Raw genomic sequence first — 19,293 nt, forward strand, 5'->3', positions numbered from 1 at the left:
GGCTTTCAGGAATGTCGCCGGGCCACAGTGATGTATGGCGTTTACTTTTCCTTTCGAACCGGAAATTCTGCGTGCTAGGAAAGGGAGGGCTGGGATGTCGACAGAGTTCCTACTGACGTCTCTGATCGTTGTGCTTTTACCAGGCACCGGCGTGATCTATACGCTTGCGGTTGGGTTGGGGCGTGGCTTTTGGGCCAGTTTTGCGGCGGCGATTGGCTGTACCATAGGGATCGTACCTGCTGCGCTGGCCAGTATCGTCGGTCTTGCGGCCCTGCTGCATACCAGCGCGCTGGCCTTTCTGGTGCTAAAATACCTTGGGGTGCTGTATCTGTTTTACATGGCCTGGGGGATCGTCCGGCAAGGCGGAGCATTGGATGTACAGAGCCAGAAACCCGCAAAAGGGTATGTGAAGATTGCAATCACGGGCACCTTGATCAATGTGTTGAACCCCAAGCTATCTTTGTTCTTTCTGGCCTTTCTGCCGCAATTCATTCCCGCCGGTACAGGTGCCGCCGAAGCAGAGCTGATCAAGTTGGCCTTGTCCTTCATGGCCATGACCTTTGTCGTATTTGTTGGCTATGGCGCTTTCGCTGCGGTGGCACGCGACTATGTGATCCAGCGGCCCACTGTCATGGCTTGGGTCAGGCGCTGTTTCGCCGGGGCCTTTGGGGCATTGGGTGCAAAGCTGGCGCTGGCCGACTGACCCCAATACCAGCAGAGCGATTGGCCCGGTTCTGGACCGGGCCAAGGCAAATCAGAAAGTGGTTGCCAGCCGCGTGCCCTGATTGATGGCCCGTTTGGCGTCCAATTCGGCTGCAACATCCGCGCCGCCGATCACATGTGGGGTGATGCCACGTTCGATCAACGTATCGGCCAGGCTGCGGTCCGAGATCTGGCCCGAGCACAGAACAATCGTATCCACCGCAATTACTGTCGGGTTCTCGCGTGCTTCGCCGAAACTCACATGCAGCCCGTCATCGTCGATCCGCTCATAATTCACGCCACCGACGAAATTGACGTTTTTCATCTTCAGCGTTGCGCGATGAATCCAGCCGGTGGTCTTGCCCAACCCTTTGCCATGGGCTTGCGCCTTGCGCTGCAGCAAAGTCACCTGGCGCGCGGGGACGGCAGGTTGTGGCCCTTCAGGTGCCAGCCCCGAGCGATGCTCGGCCGGGTCGGTAACGCCCCATTCCTTCATCCAGGCAGGCAAGTCGGTGGTGATGCTGTGGCCTTCTTCCAGCAGGAATTCGGACACGTCAAAGCCAATCCCACCTGCTCCGATCACGGCCACTGATTTGCCAACCGGGGTCTTGTGGCGCAGGACGTCGATATAATCGACGACATTGTCTCGGTCCTGACCAGGGATTTTCGGATCACGCGGAACGACACCGGTGGCAATTACCACCTCGTCATAACCAGTCAGATCGTCGGCGCCCACTTCGCGCTCAAGCACTACCTTAATGCCCAAATCGGCAATCATGGTGCGGTACCATTCGACCAGACCCCAGAATTCTTCTTTGCCCGGAACCTGCTTGGCCATGTTCAACTGGCCGCCGATCTCACGGGCACGGTCAAAAATGGTCACGTCATGGCCACGCTGCGCGGCGGTCATTGCGGTGGACAGGCCTGCCGGGCCCGCCCCTACGATGGCGATTTTCTTCACGCTGTCGGCCTGTGTGATCACCAGTTCGGTTTCGTGACAAGCGCGCGGGTTTACCAGGCACGAGGTCAGTTTGCCCTGGAATGTGTGATCCAGACAGGCCTGGTTGCAAGCGATGCAGGGTGCAATCGTCGCCGCCTCAGCAGCGATGGCTTTGTTAACGAAATCCGCATCTGCCAGCATCGGGCGGGCCAGCGAGACCATGTCGGCGCACCCCGTGGCAAGAACTTCTTCGGCGACCTCCGGCGTGTTAATCCGGTTTGACGTAATGACCGGGATCGAGACCTTGCCCATCAGCTTTTTGGTCACCCAAGCAAAGGCCGCGCGCGGAACGCTGGTGGCAATGGTGGGAATCCGCGCCTCGTGCCAGCCGATGCCGGTGTTGATGATCGTGGCGCCGGCCTGTTCGATCCGCTGCGCCAGTTCCACAACCTCATCATGAGTAGATCCGTTGGGAACCAGGTCAATCATCGACAAGCGGTAGATGATGATGAATTCCGTGCCGACGGCCTCGCGCGTGCGGCGAACGACCTCGATCGGCAGGCGCATCCGGTTCTCATAAGAGCCGCCCCAACGGTCCTCGCGCTTGTTGGTGTGAGTCACCAGAAATTGGTTGAGGAAATACCCTTCGGATCCCATGATCTCGACCCCGTCATAGCCCGCTTTCTGGGCCAGGACCGCGGCGTTCACGATATCGCTGATCTGTTTCTCGATACCCTCTTCGTCCAACTCGGTCGGCGGGAACGGAGAGATCGGAGATTTCACAGGGCTGGGTGCGACACATTTCGGTCCGTAGGCATAGCGCCCCGCATGTAGGATCTGCATCGCGATCTTGCCACCGGCCTCATGCACCCGTTGGGTGACGATGGAGTGGTTTGCCACTTCTTTGTCGTTGGTCATCATTGATGCCCCCGGCAGTACCGAACCTTCAAGATTTGGTCCAATCCCTCCAGTCACCATCAGCGCCACGCCACCGCGCGCGCGGTCGGCATAGAACTCGGCCACCCGATTCCAATCGCCAGTCTCCTCAAGCCCGGTATGCATCGAGCCCATCAGCACGCGGTTCTTCAGCGTGGTAAAGCCCAGATCCAGCGGGGCCAGCATGTTTGGGTATGCAGTCATCCAGAACTCTCCCTTATAGAATTTGGCTGCCAGATTGACCTTCGCGTCATCTTTGTCACGCGAAACCTAACGTCATACCCTTTGCCTTGGGCCCGCTGCTTGTTACAGACGCTCCAAAGCATGTTTACGAGGCCGCGTATGACCCCCGAAGAGATTGCCAAACTGCCCTACCGCCCCTGCGTCGGGCTGATGTTGATGAATGCCGAGGGTAAGATATTCGTCGGCCAGCGCAACGACCGCCACAAGGACGCCTGGCAGATGCCTCAGGGTGGTGTGGACCAGGGTGAAGACCCGCGCGATGCGGCGCTGCGCGAGCTGTGGGAAGAAACCGGCGTCACGGCAGATCTGGTCGAGATCATCGCCGAGACCGAGGGGTGGTTGCCCTATGATCTGCCGCATGACATCGTGCCGAAGATCTGGAAAGGTCGGTATCGGGGGCAAGAGCAGAAATGGTTTCTGATGCGGTTCTCTGGCCGCGACGATCAGATCAACATTCAGACTGAGCATCCCGAATTCACCCGATGGAAATGGCAGGAACCGGGCCAGCTGGTTGCCGAAATCGTGCCGTTCAAACGCGACGTGTATGAACACGTGGTTGCAGCGTTTTCGGATCACCTGAACTGACATGATCCCACAGACCTATCCCAGTCCGGACCCACGCCACCGCCGCGCCGATCTGGTCGTGCATCTTATCGGTCTGGCGTTGATTTTGACCGCTGGCGGAGCGCTGATCCGCAAATCGTACCTGATGCTCGACAGCGGGCTTATTCTTGCGGTTCTGGTTTATGTAGCCTGTGCGTTGGGCTCTAATCTGGCCTCGTGTTTTTATCACTTTTCCCGCTGGCACCAGCGTCGGCAGCTGCTGCGACGCATAGACCATGCCGCAATCTATTCCAGTATCTGCGGCACCTTCACACCCTTTTTCCTGCTGGCCGGTACCGGCTGGACCATGACTTTGCTCTGGTTGTGCTGGGGGCTGACTGTGGTGGCCATCTGGAACAAGATCGCCAACAAGACGGTCAAATCCCGATGGTCAACAGCATCCTATCTGGGTCTGGGCGCGCTGGGGCTGTGCGCCATACCCGATCTGAAAGATGTCCCCGTTTCAGTCCTGTGGTGCATTCTGGCCGGGGCGGCAAGCTACGTGATCGGCACAGTCTTTTATGCCCGCAAGGCACTGCCTTTCCGCTATGCGATTTGGCACGCTTGGGTCAATCTTGGCGGCATATTCATGTTCGTAGGCATCTGGATCGCCCTGTTCGTGCAGGGATACCCGTGAGGGGAGGGGCTCTGCCCCTCCCACAAACTATAGGCCAGTCCTGATCCGATTAGAGCAAGCCGCCCTGCTTGAGCAAATCGATCATATCCGCCTTGGGGCGCGGGCCGATATGGCTGATCACCTCACGGGCGCAGACATTGCCCATCTTGGCGCAGGTCTCATAGTCTCGCCCAGTGGCCATGCCAAACAGGAACCCGGCTGCGAATTGGTCGCCTGCGCCGGTGGCGTCGACGGGAACGATTTTTTCCACCGGAATGTCAAAGCGCTGACCTTCATTCAGCACAGTTACCCCGTCGCCTGACCGGGTGCAGACCACCAGTGGGCAGATATCGGCGGTTTTCGCCAGTGCATCCTCAAGATCATTGGTTTCGAATAGGGATTTGATCTCGGCCTCGTTGCCGATCACAAAATCCAGTTCATTTTCGATCAGCAGTAGGAAATCGACCCGGTGCCGTTCAACGCAGAACGGGTCAGAAATGGCGATCCCGGCCTTGCCGCCGCCCTTGTGGCAATCCCGTGCGGCCTGAAGGAACGCAGCTTTGCCTTTTTCCTTGTCGAACAAATAGCCTTCAAGGAACATGATCTGGCTGTTACCCGCGACCTCGGCTGACACATCCGCCGAGGAAAGCTCCGAGGAAATTCCCAGATAGGTGTTCATCGACCGTTCGCCGTCGGGTGAGACAAAAATCATCGAGCGCGAGGTCGGAAGCTCTCCACCCGGTACGGGAGGGTTCACGAAATCCACACCGTCCTCGTGCATCGCCTCTGCGTAGAATCGTCCCAACGCATCATCATGTACGCGTCCGATAAAGGCTGCGCTCAGTCCCAGTGCGCCGGCACCGGCAATCGTGTTCGCAACGGATCCGCCCGGCGTTTGCACGCGGCCTTCCATAGCGGCATAAAGAAGTTCACCCCGCTCCTGTTCTATCAGCTGCATGATGCCCTTCTCGATGCCCATCAATTCCAGAAAACTGTCATCGGCCTGAGAGATCACGTCCACAACGGCGTTTCCAATACCGGTGAGCTGGTAGGTTTTCATAGGTTCTTGTCCTCGAATTGGCAGAGATCGCGGATGATACAGGTTCCGCACATAGGTTTGCGTGCTTTGCAGTGATACCGGCCATGCAAGATAAGCCAGTGATGTGCGTGCAGTTGGAAATCGGTCGGGATGTTATCTTCGATTGCGCGTTCAACCGCATCCACATGTTTTCCCGGGCAGATGCCTGTTCGGTTTCCGACACGGAAAATATGCGTATCTACGGCCTGAGCCGGATAGCGCCACCACATGTTCAACACCACATTGGCGGTCTTACGCCCGACGCCCGGCAGCGATTGCAACGCGGCGCGGGAATTGGGAACTTCGCCGTCATACTCTTCGACCAGAATACGGCTGAGCTTGATGACATTCTTTGCCTTTTGGCGGAATAGACCGATGGTTTTGATATGCTCGATCAGGCCATCTTCGCCCAGGTCCAGCATCTTTTGCGGGGTGTCGGCGGTTTTGAAAAGGGCGCGCGTAGCCTTGTTGACGCCGACATCGGTGGCCTGTGCAGACAGCGCCACCGCTACGACCAGAGTATAGACATTCACATGCTCTAGCTCACCCTCAGGTTCCGGGTCAGCCTGCTGAAAGCGGGTAAAAATCTCTCGGATCGTGTGGTAATCAAGTTGCTTGGCCATGCGGCGACGTATGCACGTATTGCGGCGCAGGGCAAGCCGATGGCTCGGGTAACCACACAAGCAAGAATCTGCTTAGCGGATAGCTGTGGGTTTTGGATTACGTAGGGTAAGCCTGATTCGTGTTATTCTTGCCATGCGCAGCCTAATTTTATTTCAGCGCATTTTTCCCGCATTGGCGGATATTTTATTTAATTATTGAAAGGTTGATCCATGGCGAACCCAGATCTTGCCGCAAAAATGCAGTCCCGTTATCGGTCTGTTGAGCTGGCCCATCAAGGTGACGAAGACCTCGGCCCCCTGAAATTACTGCCCGGAGTTTGGAAGAACGGCGACAGCACGCGCGGACGTGGCTGGAACATGATCGCGCTTCCGTTTGCGACCGAGCCTGGCAGCCGTCTCAACTATCGTCTGCTGGTTAATCAATTCGAGGAAACGCTTCAATTCACGACCGTTGACAAAGCGGTTCCAAACCGCGGGATTGAGCGTCCGAACCCGGCCTCAGGAGACCCGACCATTAACACCGATCAGTTTGTCGTCACGCTGGACTATCAGCAGTCCATCGCGCAGCTCTCGGCTGAAGATCGCCCCGACAGCGGACTGGCGGGACCTGCCGATCTGGCCATCCATCACGAGCCCGGTCTGTTCCTGCATATGACCAATCTGACCACAAACGATCTGAACGTTGCACGTTTGGGAACGGTGCCACATGGCGACTCGTTGTTAGGTCTTGGAGAAGCGAGCGAGATCGATGGACCGCCAACGATTCCGGTGGTGGACGGGCTGCCCGAAGGGGCCACAAAGGACCTGAACAGCGGATATCTTTCGCCCTACAAACATTATCACGATAATCCGTTCAACGGCGTTGTGACCGCCCCGGGGTTCCCAGGCTTCGACCCTGTGCACCCGCATCTGTTGCTGGCAGCTGGAATACCGAACAATGTGAAAAAAACCACGATATTGCCGTTCAACACCGCGCTTGAGGATGCTGGGATCGTCAACATTCCGTTTGTTGTCAAACAAGCCAACGCGGCGGTGATGGATTCGATCTTTTGGATCATGGAACTGGACGAGCCGGGAATTGGCGGTGAACCCAAGCTGCTGATGATGTATCTGCAGAATGTCGGTCTGGATTTCTTCCCACGCTTTGACGGGAAGCCCGGTCTGATCCGCTGGCCGCATGTCAGCATCAACGTCATGGAAAAGGTTGCACCCCCGGAAGAGGCGGCACCCTATACCGTTATCCCGCAGGTCTGAGGGGCAGATAGCGCAAGAATCGGGTCGCACTCTGGTCGGTAACAGGCCATCTTCTGTCTATCGAAGGAGTGCGACCATGAATGTCCAGACCCCAGAAAGCGGCTATCATTATAATGTCATGCGCCGGGCGATTGACCTGATTGATCAGGGTGGAGAGGCCCTGAGTCTTGAGGAACTGGCACAGCAGATGGATATGAGCCCCGCGCATTTCCAGCGCCTGTTCTCACGTTGGACCGGGGTATCGCCCAAGCGGTATCAGCAATATCTGACGCTAGGCCATGCCAAGGCGTTGCTGCGCGAGCGATTCACGACACTGGAAACCGCTCTGAATGTTGGCCTGTCCGGCAGCGGTCGCCTGCATGATCTGTTCCTGAAATGGGAATCCATGAGCCCCGGCGAATATGCCCGTAGGGGTGCCGGTTTGACCATCTATTGGGGATGGTTTGAATGTCCTTTTGGTCCTGCTTTGGTGATGGGCACCGACAAGGGCATCTGCGGAATGGCCTTTGGGGCCGAAACCGGCGAAGAAAATGCCATGGCGGATATGTTGTCGCGTTGGCCCAATGCCAATTTCGTCGAGGACCCGATGCGCCTGCGGCCCTGGGCGCTCAGTGCATTTGGCGCGGTGAGCGACCGATTGGAACCAACGCCTCTGTATCTGATAGGCTCGCCCCTGCAGATCAAAGTGTGGGAAGCGCTGATGCATATCCCTTCGGGCCAGGTCACAACCTATTCCGAGATCGCGCAACGGGTGGGATCACCGCAAGCTGTGCGCGCCGTCGGGACGGCCGTGGGTCGAAACCCGGTCAGTTGGCTGATCCCTTGCCACCGCGCGCTGCGAAAATCCGGGGGGCTGGGTGGGTATCATTGGGGCCTGCCGGTGAAACGCGCCATGCTGGCCTATGAGGCGGCACAAGCAGACGCTTGATTTCTGATCAGAAAAAGCCATAGGGATCATCGAACAAAGTGATAGACCTGTCCCAAGGTTGCAGGACACCAATGCGATGATCCAGAAATTTGCCCTGTGGTCGATCCCGATTTCCATCGCGGTTCTGGCCTTGAAACTCTTGGCCTGGTGGTTGACGGGATCAGTCGCCTTGTTGTCCGATGCGATGGAATCCGTGGTCAATGTGGTCGCGGCCTTGCTGGCGTTCTTTGCGGTTTCGATCGGCGGCAAACCTCCTGACGATAATCACCCCTTTGGGCACAAGAAAGCCGAATACCTGTCTGCTGTTGTCGAAGGTGTGCTGATCGTGCTGGCGGCACTTCTAATCCTGCGAGAGGCCGTTGCCGCGCTGTCATCGTCGCATCTGGACCAGGCCCCGCTGACCGGGGTGGCAATCAATGTGCTGGCAACCGCTCTGAACGGTGCCTGGGCCTATATGTTGCTGCGGGTCGGGCGGCAGTACGCCTCTCCGGCGCTTGAGGCCAGCGCAAAGCATATCTTTACCGATGTGTTCACCTCGGTGGGCGTTGTCATCGGATTGGTGTTGGCCCTTGCCACCGGCTGGCTGATCCTGGACCCGATCCTGGCCATTCTGGTCGCCCTGAACATTCTGTGGGAGGGATGGAAGGTCATTCGCAAGTCGATTGACGGTCTGATGGACGTGTCCCTTACTGATCCCGAACTGGATGAGGTGCGGAGCATCATCGATGCAAATCTGGGCCGGGCGCTGGAATATCACGACCTGCGGGGCCGTCGATCCGCCAGCATGATCTTTGTCGAGTTCCATCTGGTCGTTGACGGTGGCATGAGCGTGGCGACGGCCCATGATATCTGTGACGATATCGAAGACGCTTTGACCGATCAGTTCCCCGGATCGGTTTTTGTGATTCATCTCGAGCCGGAATCAGAGTCTAAAGGGCCCGGCGCAGATAGCGCACGGGCCCCGAAAACAGGTTAGACGGCAGGTGGGTTACTCGGCAGCCCAGCCGCCGACGGCCTTGACCTCAAGGAAATCCTCCAGCCCCCAGACGCCGCCTTCGCGCCCGTTGCCGGATTGTTTCATGCCGCCGAACGGGGAACCCGCGCTGCGGGATTTGCCATTCATCTCGACCATACCCGACCGCAAAGCGCGGGCCATGCGGTTGGCACGGACGTTATCCTGCGTCTGGACATAGTTGGTCAGCCCATAAGGTGTGTCATTGGCGATTTCGATGGCCTCTTCCTCAGTATCGAAGGGGATCATGGTCAGAACCGGTCCAAAGATCTCTTCGCGGGCGACGGTCATCTGGTTGTTGACGTCGGCAAAGACCGTGGGCCGCACGTAATAGCCCTTGTTCAGCCCTTCGGGCCTGCCAGTGCCACCAGCGACAAGGCGCGCGCCTTCGTCGATACCCTTTTGGATCAGGTCCTGAATCTTGCCCCATTGCAGCTCGTTCACAACCGGGCCGATATGGCGGCCTTCTTCCATCGCCGGGCCAACGGTGACACCTTCGGCAACCTCAGCTGCGGTTTCTACCGCCGCGTCATAGATGGGACGCTGAACCAGCATCCGGCTAGGGGCGTTACAGCTTTGACCGGTGTTGTTCATCATGTGCAGCACGCCACGTTTGACGGCCTTTTCATCCGCATCGGCAAAGACCACGTTTGCACCCTTGCCGCCCAGTTCCAAATGCACCTTCTTCAGTGTATCGGCTGCGGCTTTGGAAATAGCCGTGCCCGCGCGGGTGGATCCCGTAAAGCTGACCATATCCACATCGGGGTGCGTGGACAGCTGAGACCCGACGCCAACCCCGTCACCGTTGACAAGGTTGAAGACACCGGGTGGGAATCCGGCCTCATCCATCAGCTCGGCAAAGATCATCGCGTTCAGCGGGCTTTGCTCCGAGGGTTTCAGAACCATTGTGCAGCCCGCAATCGCAGCCGCACCGACCTTCAGCGTGACCTGGTTCATTGGCCAATTCCACGGTGTGATCAGGGCGGCGACACCGACGGCCTCATAGATGATCTGGTCGTTGGGAGCGTGATCGCCCAGCGGCCGCTCGAAAGGAAACGCTTTGGCAGCGCGGATGAAATTTGCCAGGTGCCAACTTCCTGCTCCGACTTGCTGGCTACGCGCCATGTCGATCGGGGCGCCCATCTCCAACGACATTGCCTGGGCTAGATCCTCGGACCGTTCGGCATAAAGCGCGATCAGCTTTTCGACCATCGCGATGCGGGTTTCCGCCGGGGTTTCCATCCAGCCGGGCAACGCCGCCTTGGCCGCTGCAACAGCCGCGTCCGTATCGGCCTGATCGCCCAGCGAAATCACGGCACATGGTTCTTCGGTCGAGGGGTTGATGACCTGAAAATCATGCGTAACCGATGGGGCAACCCACTGACCGTTGATGTAAAAATTGCGTTTCTCGATCATGGTGCATCCTCCTGACCATGCGACGGGGATTCTTGGTTCGGCGCCACTGTGTCAGGCCTTCAGGAAACCGGCAAGCGCGATTTGATCAAATGGAATTTTGAGGTCTGGCCTAGGGCTAAAGTGACTTGCTGACTGTTTAACATCGGCGCAAAGTGATTAGGTTCTGGACAACCGACTCGGTTTTGTAATTAGCAAAGGAGATGCTTCATGGGTTTGCGCATCAACGACACAGTCCCCAATTTCACTGCAGAAACGGATCAGGGCACCATTCAGTTCCACGACTGGATTGGGGATAGCTGGGCCATTCTGTTCTCGCACCCCAAGGATTTCACTCCTGTCTGCACCACCGAGTTTTCGGCCGTCGCGCAGCTAAGCGATGAGTGGGCCGCGCGCAACACCAAGGTCCTGGGCGTTTCGGTTGACGGCGTCGAAGACCACAAGAAGTGGAAAAAGGATATCGAGGCCTATGGCAACGCGCATCCCGGTTTTCCAATCATTGCCGATGATGGTCTGGCCGTTTCAAAGGCCTTCGACATGCTGCCCGCCGAGGCCTATTTGCCGGACGGGCGTACCCCGGCCGACAGCGCGACCGTGCGGTCGGTCTTTATCATCGGGCCGGATAAGCAACTGAAGCTGTCGATGACCTATCCTATGACTGTGGGACGTAACTTTGCCGAGATTCTGCGTGCACTGGACGGGTTGCAGATGTCGTCGAAAGGCGTGGCTACCCCGGCGAACTGGGTGCCTGGCGAAGACGTAATCATTCCGCCTGCTGTCTCAAACGACGACGCCAAAGCAAAGTTTGGCGAGTTCGAGACTATCTTCCCCTATCTGCGCAAGACCAAGGCGCCGTCGTAAGACGGCCCAGGTCAGGGGGGCTGTCTGCCCCCCATCGCGCCTCGTGGCGCGATTCCCCCCGGAAGGTATTTTCAGCCAGATGAAGCAGGCGGGCGCTGCGGGTGCAGGTGCAGCTTGGCGCGGTAGGCTGCGCGCTTGAACTCTCGGGTTAATTTGTCTGACAGGGGCGGTTTTGTCTGAATGGTCGAGCCGCCGATTTCCTGTGCCACTTCCTGATTTCCGCTGCCTTGCAAGGCGTGAACCGGCTGGTCTGTCAGCCAGTGCATCTGCAAGAAGGTATCGACAGGGCGGTCGATTTGGTCGGTGGTCGCCAAAAGGCGTTCGGCGGCGTTTTTCCCCACCATCTGACATACGCATTGCAGGCCGATCACCTTGGGTAGGATCAGCCGCAGGCCATCTTGTTCTGCCAAGACCTCTGCCGGTACTTCGCGCTGTTTTACGGGGATGCGGATATAGTGATCGGGGGTGGCGATTGAGGCCAACAACCCAAGCGCCTGTTCCATTCGCGCCCGATCTATGCGCAGGTCATCCTCGGTGATGATGGCCAGGTCGATATCGTCCTCGACCAGCTTGCGCCAGATGCGTCGATGGCTTTCGAACACGCCGATTTCTGCGGGTCGCAAGGGGAATGGGTAATGCGGGCGGTGCAGATTTCCGGAATGCAGTTCGACACCGGAAATCTGGTCAGGGTCGCGGCCATTTACGGCCTCAAACAGTTCAGCATTGGGCAGGGCCGCGCAGAGCTGATCAGCATTGGGACGGCGCGCGGTGCTCGAGGACATATGGATGACAAAGGATCGCATGCCCCGTGCATAGAACACCGCGTCAGGCGGGGAAAGAGCAACCGTGGATTAAGCCTGGCTCTGGTCGGCGGGTTCTGACGACGAGGACGTGTTGACTAGGGGTTCGGACAAAAGCTCTTCGACAAAAAAGCTGAGCAGTTGAAGCCGTCCCGAGACACCCGCCTTGCGGTAAATCGCAGCGCTTTGTGCCTTGATAGTCCCTTCTTTCGTCTGTCTCATCTCGGCGATTTCTGCGATCGACAAACCTTTGATAGACAAGATTGCGACATCGCGTTCCGCATTGCTGAGCTGCCATTGCGTGAACTGGTTTTCGATGACCTGCGAGAATGCGCCCTGCGCCACGCCCAATTGACGCTGCATGTCCTGTACGCGCAGGCCTTGCGCCCGGATCAGCGTGATTGTTGCAATCAGACCACCAATCAGAGCCAGGGACAGGAACAGTTCGAACTCGTGCAGATGCCGGAACCCGGCAGTTTCGCCACCAAACCAGTCAAGCGCCGCATCGGTCAGGAAAAAGGTGGCGCAGACAGCCTGCACCACCAGAAGGAGCCAGAGAAAAGACGTCTGTGAAATCTTCATAGCGCTCCTTTAAGATTGTCTGGTCAGTCGTCGTCCTCTTCAAGCTCGATCGCGGTGACAACGCCATCGGTCTTGTTCAGGACCAGTTCAGTTTCCACGCCATCCTTGACGAGTTCAACCTCGATCTCGCCATCTTCGAATTCGATCTCTTCGATCTGGTATCCCTGCGCCTCGAGAGTGGTACGGATATCGGTCTCGGTGGTGCCCAGCTTGTCCCCGACTGTCACGTTGGCAAAAGCCAGCACCGGGGCGGTCGCGATCAGTCCGACCAGAGTCAGCATTTTGAAAGTCTCCATTTCGCATCTCCTAGATTTGTTGCGTCGATGTAGGAGACGTGGGTTCACCTGGCCGGTGGTGCGATTGGATTTCGGTTGAATTGGGCGGAATTGGTCCAAGGTTTATGCTGACTGAACAAAAAAAAGACCCCGGACAAAGCCGGGGTCTTTCGAGAAATCAGAGGGGCGAGCAGATTATTCTGCGCCTTCCTCTTTCTTTTCTTTCTTCTCAGGTGCGATCTCTTCGCCGGTTTCCTGATCGACGATTTTCATCGACAGGCGCACCTTGCCGCGGTCGTCAAAGCCCAGCAGCTTGACCTTCACTTCCTGGCCTTCCTTCAGAACATCCGACGGATGGTTCAGGCGACGGTTTTCGATCTGGGACACATGGACCAGACCGTCGCGCTTGCCAAAGAAGTTCACGAAAGCACCAAAGTCGACGATCTTGACCACTTTACCGGTGTAGATCTGGCCTTCTTCGGGTTCGGCAACGATCGAATGGATCATCTCGTATGCCTTCTTGATCGATTCACCATCGGGCGAGGCGATCTTGATCACGCCATCGTCGTTGATGTCGACCTTGGCACCCGAAACTTCGACGATTTCGCGGATGACCTTGCCGCCGGAACCGATCACTTCACGGATCTTGTCGGTCGGGATGTTCATGGTTTCGATGCGCGGTGCGTGGACCGAGAAATCATTGGTCTCGGACAGGGCTTTGCCCATCTCGCCCAGGATGTGCATCCGGCCGTCCTTGGCTTGCGCCAGGGCTTTCTCCATGATCTCGGGCGTGATGCCCGCAACCTTGATGTCCATCTGCAGAGAGGTGATGCCGTTTTCGGTACCCGCAACCTTGAAGTCCATGTCGCCCAGGTGGTCTTCGTCACCCAGAATGTCCGACAGGATCGCGTAATCGCCGTCATCTTCCAGGATCAGACCCATGGCAACACCGGCAACCGGTGCTTTCAGCGGAACGCCCGCATCCATCATCGACAGCGAACCGCCGCAAACAGACGCCATCGAGCTTGATCCGTTGGATTCGGTGATCTCGGACACGATGCGGATCGTGTAGGGGAAATCGGTTGCCGCAGGCAGAACCGCCTGCAACGCGCGCCATGCCAGTTTGCCGTGACCAATCTCACGACGTCCCGGAGGGCCCACGCGACCCGCTTCACCAACCGAATAAGGAGGGAAGTTGTAATGCAGCAGGAAGTTCGATTTGAAGTTGCCGTGCAGGGCGTCGATGAACTGCTCATCATCACCGGTGCCCAGCGTGGTTACAGCCAGCGCCTGTGTTTCACCACGGGTGAACAGGGCCGAGCCGTGTGTCCGCGGCAGCATCGAGGTTTCTGCAACGATCGAACGGATATCGGTGGTCGAACGACCGTCGATCCGCTTGCCGCCTTTGACGACGTCGCCGCGCAGGATGCCTGCTTCCAGCTTTTTCATCGCCGAGCCAAGGTTCGCGTCTTCCAGCTGTTCCTCGGTGAGGGCTTCCTTGATTGCGTCGCGGGCAGCGGAAACAGCGGCAGTGCGCTCTTGCTTGTCGGTGATCGCGAAGGCTGCGCGCATCTGCTCTTCACCTGCGGCCTTAACGGCAGCGGACAGCTCAGAATAATCGGGCGCCTGGAAATCAAACGGCTCTTTTGCCGCGTCTTCGGCCAGTGAAATGATCAGGTCGATCACCGGCTGAATCTGCTCGTGTGCGAATTTGACCGCACCCAGCATCTCGGCTTCGGACAGTTCGTAAGCCTCCGATTCAACCATCATCACGGCGTCTTTGGTGCCGGCAACAACCAGATCCAGACGCTGTTCAGGGTTCAGGCGCAGGTCCTGCATGTCGTCTACGGTCGGGTTCAGAATGTATTCGCCATCCTCGAAACCAACGCGGCAACCAGCAATCGGGCCTCTGAACGGTGCGCCGGAAATGGTCAGCGCGGCAGAGGCTGCGATCATCGCCACCATGTCAGGGTCGTTGACCAGATCGTGGCTCAGCACGGTGCACATCACCAGAACTTCGTTTTTGAAGCCGTCAACAAACAGCGGGCGGATCGGCCGGTCGATCAGACGCGCGGTCAGCGTCTCTTTTTCAGTCGGGCGCGCCTCGCGCTTGAAAAAGCCACCCGGAACTTTACCGGCGGCATAATATTTCTCTTGGTAGTGGACGGTCAGCGGGAAAAAGTCCTGACCGGGTTTTTGCTTCCGCGCAAAGGTCACGTTTGCCATCACGCTGGTCTCGCCCAGCGTGGCAATCACACTGCCGTCCGCCTGACGGGCAACCTTGCCGGTTTCCAGTGTCAGCGTCTCTTCGCCCCACTGAATTGATTTCTTTGTTACATCAAACATTTGCGTATCCTAGAAGGGAGCACTCCCGCCCCTGCGGGTCTCCCGTTTGCGTGGCGGCCCCATTGCCGCCGACCCCACTTTATCTTCCATTCGAGTGCCGGAGTCAGAGCACAACGTCTCAGATGGACCGCCCATACAGCAGTTTGGGGGCTTTGGAAAGGCAGGAGTTCCGAGGAAGAGTAAGGGTATAAAGGGCGCATGCCCGATCCATCGAGGATCGGGCATGCGCTGCGATCCTACAGGATCGCGTGGACCAGGATCATGACGATACCACAGCCCAGCGCATAGCCGGTGTCGACCGCAATGGCGAAGCCGCTTTTTTGCGCCCATGTCCCGACCGAGGCTGTCTGCGCCGCCACCGCAAGGATCGCAAGCAGGGCGACGCCCAGGCTATTGGTGGTCTCGGTCACCGCGATTACCGCAGCCAGCAGGATCAGGAACACGATCTGTGTGGCCATCGCGCCCAGTGGCGGGGTTTCGGGCGGCGTCGGGTCGATGCGGGTGCCCTCGGCCCAGCGTTTCTGAAAACCCATAGGGCCGTAGACCAGCCAGCCCAACAAAAAGGCAGCGACCACCCCTGCACCGAGGGCCAGCCAGTTGATCATAGTGCCGTCTCCAGCGCCGCAAGGATAGAGGACCAGCCGCCCTCGTGATTGTCCCGGCTTTCCTGCGAGGGAAAGCGGATGTGGTGCAGCCGCAGCTCGGTACCCTTTTCGGTGGGTGTGAAATCCAGTGTGACCGTGGAATCGTCTTGGCTGTAGGGCGAATTCCAGGTGAATTGCAGCCGGTTGGGGCGGTCGATGACCTTGTATTCACCCTCATGCGGCAGATCGCCAGCCTCGGGCGCGCGCATGATGATTTTGAACCGGCCGCCGACCTTGGCGTCGGAATGCGCTTCGGGCACGGTCATGCCCGGTGCCGGCAGCATGAATTTTGCCAGCATCTCGGGGTTGAGCCAGGCATCAAACACCTTTTCGGGTGGATGTGGAATGGCGCGCGTTATTTCAAGTGACAGGTCCGTCATCTTCTGGGTCCTCCAAAGCAGTTTCCAAGGCGTCCAGCCGAAGCGCCCAAATCGAACGCAACCCGGCAAACCAAGAATCAACGGCTGATAAAGGAGCCATCTGAACCTCGATCAGATGTTCGCGCCATTCGGTCCGGCGCTGCACCAGCTCGGCGTTTTCCAGCACCTTGATGTGCTTGGAGACCGAGTTGAGGCTCATATCGAATTGCCGCGCTATGTCCGTCACCCGCAATGGTCCCTGCTGCGCAAGCATCGTCAGAATAGCGCGGCGGGTCGGGTCGGACGCGGCCTTCAATATTGCATTGAGGTCATATCGACTCTCTCGTTCAACCATTTGGATGAATTACAACCTTATTCTGCTTCAGTCAACCATTTGGATGAATAACATGTTGAAACCCTGATTGACCAGTCGCCAAATGCACCCTGTTGGATAAGGGTTTGGCCCTGATCGGAGCAGATGTGGCCGAATACAGTCTGAGTCAGGTAAAATTTGGGGAGGACTTGTGTGGCTAACGATTTTGGTGGAGCCACTGATTACAGGTGAGATCGGACCGTATTGGCCCCGTCTCCAGTTTAAAGAAGATGATCCATTCTAATATGATCGTGCAGAAAGCGGTTTTCATATATCCGGGATCAAAGCGGGTCTGGGCCTATTGCAACGAATCTTCTTTGCTACGCGGTTGGGGAAACCCCAATTCTTCTTCTTTCAGTATGCCGCGGAGGATTGCGGCAGTTTCCACCTCGGACATTCTTTTTACGATGCCATCTGTGCCAGAGACCATTGTTGACTTTTTTTCTGATTTAGGAGCCTGGGAAAGGTTAGCTGCAAAAACGCGGTTCAAAACTGATTTTAGAGGCATTGTTAAACTCCAGTAAAATAGTCGTCAGACACTGTCGCTGCGGGCCAGTCCGAACCACGAGGGTGGGAGGGCTCAAAGACCGTTTGCCGTGAGTGTGTACCCGCAGCGACAGGCGGCATTTAGGAACCGACCGATCCTGTGCAAAGGGGGAAGATATTGGCCTTTCGCGTCATTTTTTGACTCTCTGATAAAAAAACACGACGTTGCTTACGTTTACGTCAACTTTCTAAACCAGCGCTGAGATTCTGCGACGCAACGTCACAATTTGACACCTGTTCATCACGGGCAAATTCAACGGTCCTGAAGGCAAAAAAGCGGCCGCCTTTAGGGGCGATTCTATCGTGTAAGCAGGCGGAACCGTGGCTCCCAATAAAAACGGGCGCGCCCATTGTGGGCGCGCCCTGAAAAGGGAGGACTATGAAAAACCTAACGCTCGAAAAAAAATAAGCGCCTACTCACTACAGTTCCTAGACTGCAGCGATTTGAGCAGCTTGTCGGTGAAGTGGATCACACGGCGCGAAAAAAGTTTCCATCGTCCGAGATGTTGTCGTGATCGGTCATCGAGAAGGCAGCGAAAGGCTTTGCTTCAAGGTCGGAGAGAACCCCAAAACCAAATACGCCCGCCGAATGGCGAGCGTATCATGATCTATAGGCTTTTCAGCCTCTGTATCAAAAACAGCAGCGTGCGCTTAGCGGCGGATGCCCAGCTTTTTGATCAGGTCCTGGTACCGTGCTTCTTCTTTGCCTTTCAGATAGTCCAGCAGCTTACGGCGCTGGGCAACCATCTTCAGCAGACCACGGCGACCGTGGTTGTCTTTCTTGTGGGTCTTGAAGTGCTCGGTCAGGGTGGTGATACGCGAGGTCAGGATGGCAACCTGGACTTCTGGCGAACCGGTATCGCCGTCCTTGGTTGCGAATTCTTTCATGACGCGATCTTTTTCAGCGGCAGTAATCGACATCGGGGTCTCCTTTGAAAAGGTTAGGGTTGATGGCACAGGCCGGGATGTCGTCCAGCGCAGGCCCATGGAGAAAACCGCATCGATTCCGACACGGATGCGCGCGTATAGGCGCAATTGCGGTCAATGGCAAAGGGATTCTGGAAATTCAGCCCAGCGCGCAGAGCTGCGCCAGATCGCCTGAGGATATCAGTTGAATGTCATCGGCGCTGACTCCGTCTGCCCCGATCAGCTGCACCACGTTCTGCCCGTCGACAATTACATGGGTCAGGTTCTCGTCTTCGGTGTCTGTCTCGATCTGGATGTCCGGGTTTTCCTGACCTTCCCATGAGATCAGCAGCTTGTCTTGACCGGGCTGAAAATCCATGACGGTTACGGCGTCGTCATCCGGTTCGGGCGAAACAGCGATGTCATCATCGCCTTCGCCTCCGGTTACGATATCCCCGCTTTCAGCAATGATCGTATCATCCCCGGCGCCACCGTTCAGGAAATCCACCGCGTCGGGGTGCTCTCCATCCTGACCGTCCAGAATATCGTCGCCATCACCGCCGAACAGCACGTCCTCGCCTTCGCCACCGCTCAACCGGTCATCACCAAACCCACCATGCAGTGCGTCATCGCCCTCACCGCCGGTCAGAATGTCGTCATCCTGCCCGCCATACAGCTCATCCTCGCCCATCCCGCCGTCCAGGTGATCTGCGCCGAAATGCCCGTAAAGTGCATCACCCCCCTCACCGCCTGAGATTTGATCATCGCCCGCTTCGCCGTGAATGACATCCTGGCCAGTGCCGCCAAAGATCGTATCAGCGCCTCCTCCCCCATGCAGGGTGTCATCGCCTTCGCCACCATAAATCGTGTCATCCCCCGCATATCCATTGATCTGATCGTCGCCGTCCTGGCCGGTCAGGATGTCCAGATCCTCGGTACCCGCGATGATCATGTCGCCCTCGATTTCGGATATGATCGTCCCGGTCGAAATCTCGGGCGCTTCGGGTTCCTCGACATTCTCACCGACGTCAAGGAATTCGCCGGTTTCGACCGCAGGAGGCTGGTCGTCGGCGACATCGTCCTCACCGGGATCTTCATCTATGTCAAAGACATCGCCGATGGCATAGGCGGCCCCGCCGACAGCTGCCAGACTCAGCAATCCGATCAGAAACATGACAACCTCCTTGAACGCATTGCTTCGAGGGTGAAATGTCTCATGCAATCAGGGCTTTGGTCAAAGCCTAGCTGAGCTT

General features: G+C 57.3%; 21 protein-coding genes. 7 read left to right on the top strand and 14 right to left on the bottom strand.

Translation table 11 applies throughout. The features are described 5' to 3' along the window. Window positions 1-94 precede the first annotated feature (94 nt). Entirely contained in the window at window positions 95-703 is a 609-nt protein-coding gene (locus AC2FH6_RS15865) for a LysE family translocator (protein WP_142639979.1), read from the top strand. 51 nt (window positions 704-754) lie between these two features. On the opposite strand, the gene AC2FH6_RS15870 is transcribed toward AC2FH6_RS15865, so the two are convergent. Then, a complete protein-coding gene (locus AC2FH6_RS15870; protein ID WP_496703527.1) occupies window positions 755-2,782 on the bottom strand; it encodes an FAD-dependent oxidoreductase in 2,028 nt (675 codons plus the stop codon). 138 nt (window positions 2,783-2,920) lie between these two features. Between AC2FH6_RS15870 and AC2FH6_RS15875 the strand changes: the two genes are divergently transcribed. Continuing rightward, window positions 2,921-3,406, top strand: coding sequence for an RNA pyrophosphohydrolase (locus tag AC2FH6_RS15875; protein ID WP_496703528.1), 486 nt, complete (start codon window positions 2,921-2,923; stop codon window positions 3,404-3,406). Between the two features lies 1 nt (window position 3,407). Beyond that, window positions 3,408-4,061, top strand: coding sequence for a PAQR family membrane homeostasis protein TrhA (trhA, locus tag AC2FH6_RS15880; protein WP_496703530.1), 654 nt, complete (start codon window positions 3,408-3,410; stop codon window positions 4,059-4,061). Between the two features lie 49 nt (window positions 4,062-4,110). Here trhA and AC2FH6_RS15885 read toward each other — a convergent pair whose 3' ends face one another. Both AC2FH6_RS15885 and nth read right to left on the bottom strand, forming a co-directional pair. Further along, entirely contained in the window at window positions 4,111-5,100 is a 990-nt protein-coding gene (locus AC2FH6_RS15885; protein ID WP_142639987.1) for an adenosine kinase, read from the bottom strand. Next, window positions 5,097-5,741 (bottom strand): endonuclease III, encoded by a 645-nt coding sequence (gene nth, locus AC2FH6_RS15890; RefSeq protein WP_271952085.1) that lies wholly within the window; start codon window positions 5,739-5,741, stop codon window positions 5,097-5,099. The genes AC2FH6_RS15885 and nth overlap by 4 nt, the downstream gene beginning before the upstream one ends. Window positions 5,742-5,951: 210 nt before the next feature. On the opposite strand from nth, the gene AC2FH6_RS15895 reads away from it, so the two are divergent. The 3 genes from AC2FH6_RS15895 (at window position 5,952) to AC2FH6_RS15905 (ending at window position 8,899) form a co-directional block, all read left to right on the top strand. Next, on the top strand, window positions 5,952-6,995 hold the full coding sequence (locus AC2FH6_RS15895) for a heme-binding protein (protein ID WP_496703532.1): 1,044 nt from the start codon (window positions 5,952-5,954) through the stop codon (window positions 6,993-6,995). Window positions 6,996-7,071: 76 nt separating this feature from the next. Then, complete coding sequence (locus tag AC2FH6_RS15900) at window positions 7,072-7,923, top strand: bifunctional helix-turn-helix domain-containing protein/methylated-DNA--[protein]-cysteine S-methyltransferase (protein WP_281973788.1); 852 nt, start codon at window positions 7,072-7,074, stop codon at window positions 7,921-7,923. 76 nt (window positions 7,924-7,999) lie between these two features. Next, on the top strand, window positions 8,000-8,899 hold the full coding sequence (locus AC2FH6_RS15905; protein WP_496703534.1) for a cation diffusion facilitator family transporter: 900 nt from the start codon (window positions 8,000-8,002) through the stop codon (window positions 8,897-8,899). A gap of 12 nt (window positions 8,900-8,911) precedes the next feature. On the opposite strand, the gene AC2FH6_RS15910 is transcribed toward AC2FH6_RS15905, so the two are convergent. Continuing rightward, the gene (locus AC2FH6_RS15910; protein ID WP_496703536.1) at window positions 8,912-10,351 is read right to left on the bottom strand and encodes an aldehyde dehydrogenase family protein; all 1,440 of its coding nucleotides are present in this window, start codon (window positions 10,349-10,351) and stop codon (window positions 8,912-8,914) included. Window positions 10,352-10,558: 207 nt separating this feature from the next. Here AC2FH6_RS15910 and AC2FH6_RS15915 point away from each other — a divergent pair, with 207 nt between their 5' ends. Beyond that, the gene (locus tag AC2FH6_RS15915) at window positions 10,559-11,209 is read left to right on the top strand and encodes a peroxiredoxin (protein WP_142639998.1); all 651 of its coding nucleotides are present in this window, start codon (window positions 10,559-10,561) and stop codon (window positions 11,207-11,209) included. Between the two features lie 71 nt (window positions 11,210-11,280). Here the strand turns inward: AC2FH6_RS15915 and AC2FH6_RS15920 are convergent, their stop codons facing one another. The 10 genes from AC2FH6_RS15920 to AC2FH6_RS15965 all read right to left on the bottom strand — a co-directional run bounded on the left by AC2FH6_RS15920 (window position 11,281) and on the right by AC2FH6_RS15965 (window position 19,214). Beyond that, entirely contained in the window at window positions 11,281-12,012 is a 732-nt protein-coding gene (locus tag AC2FH6_RS15920; RefSeq protein WP_282027884.1) for a glycosyltransferase family 25 protein, read from the bottom strand. A 48-nt stretch (window positions 12,013-12,060) separates the two neighbouring features. Further along, window positions 12,061-12,591 (bottom strand): helix-turn-helix transcriptional regulator, encoded by a 531-nt coding sequence (locus tag AC2FH6_RS15925; RefSeq protein ID WP_496697767.1) that lies wholly within the window; start codon window positions 12,589-12,591, stop codon window positions 12,061-12,063. 23 nt (window positions 12,592-12,614) lie between these two features. Beyond that, a complete protein-coding gene (locus AC2FH6_RS15930; RefSeq protein ID WP_496697765.1) occupies window positions 12,615-12,887 on the bottom strand; it encodes a PepSY domain-containing protein in 273 nt (90 codons plus the stop codon). A 174-nt stretch (window positions 12,888-13,061) separates the two neighbouring features. Beyond that, window positions 13,062-15,212 (bottom strand): polyribonucleotide nucleotidyltransferase, encoded by a 2,151-nt coding sequence (gene pnp, locus AC2FH6_RS15935; RefSeq protein WP_281973783.1) that lies wholly within the window; start codon window positions 15,210-15,212, stop codon window positions 13,062-13,064. A 236-nt stretch (window positions 15,213-15,448) separates the two neighbouring features. Further along, on the bottom strand, window positions 15,449-15,817 hold the full coding sequence (locus tag AC2FH6_RS15940; RefSeq protein ID WP_496703539.1) for a DUF1761 family protein: 369 nt from the start codon (window positions 15,815-15,817) through the stop codon (window positions 15,449-15,451). Continuing rightward, the gene (locus tag AC2FH6_RS15945; protein WP_496703540.1) at window positions 15,814-16,236 is read right to left on the bottom strand and encodes an SRPBCC family protein; all 423 of its coding nucleotides are present in this window, start codon (window positions 16,234-16,236) and stop codon (window positions 15,814-15,816) included. Before AC2FH6_RS15945 ends, AC2FH6_RS15940 begins: the two co-directional genes overlap by 4 nt. Beyond that, the gene (locus AC2FH6_RS15950; RefSeq protein WP_142640011.1) at window positions 16,217-16,570 is read right to left on the bottom strand and encodes an ArsR/SmtB family transcription factor; all 354 of its coding nucleotides are present in this window, start codon (window positions 16,568-16,570) and stop codon (window positions 16,217-16,219) included. The genes AC2FH6_RS15945 and AC2FH6_RS15950 overlap by 20 nt, the downstream gene beginning before the upstream one ends. Window positions 16,571-16,886: 316 nt before the next feature. Next, window positions 16,887-17,096 (bottom strand): hypothetical protein, encoded by a 210-nt coding sequence (locus AC2FH6_RS15955; RefSeq protein ID WP_496703542.1) that lies wholly within the window; start codon window positions 17,094-17,096, stop codon window positions 16,887-16,889. Between the two features lie 689 nt (window positions 17,097-17,785). After that, window positions 17,786-18,055 (bottom strand): 30S ribosomal protein S15, encoded by a 270-nt coding sequence (rpsO, locus tag AC2FH6_RS15960; RefSeq protein ID WP_142640015.1) that lies wholly within the window; start codon window positions 18,053-18,055, stop codon window positions 17,786-17,788. 145 nt (window positions 18,056-18,200) lie between these two features. Continuing rightward, the gene (locus AC2FH6_RS15965) at window positions 18,201-19,214 is read right to left on the bottom strand and encodes a calcium-binding protein (RefSeq protein WP_496703543.1); all 1,014 of its coding nucleotides are present in this window, start codon (window positions 19,212-19,214) and stop codon (window positions 18,201-18,203) included. Window positions 19,215-19,293 lie beyond the last annotated feature (79 nt).

The sequence above is a fragment of the Ruegeria sp. CDSC045 genome (assembly GCF_059610725.1).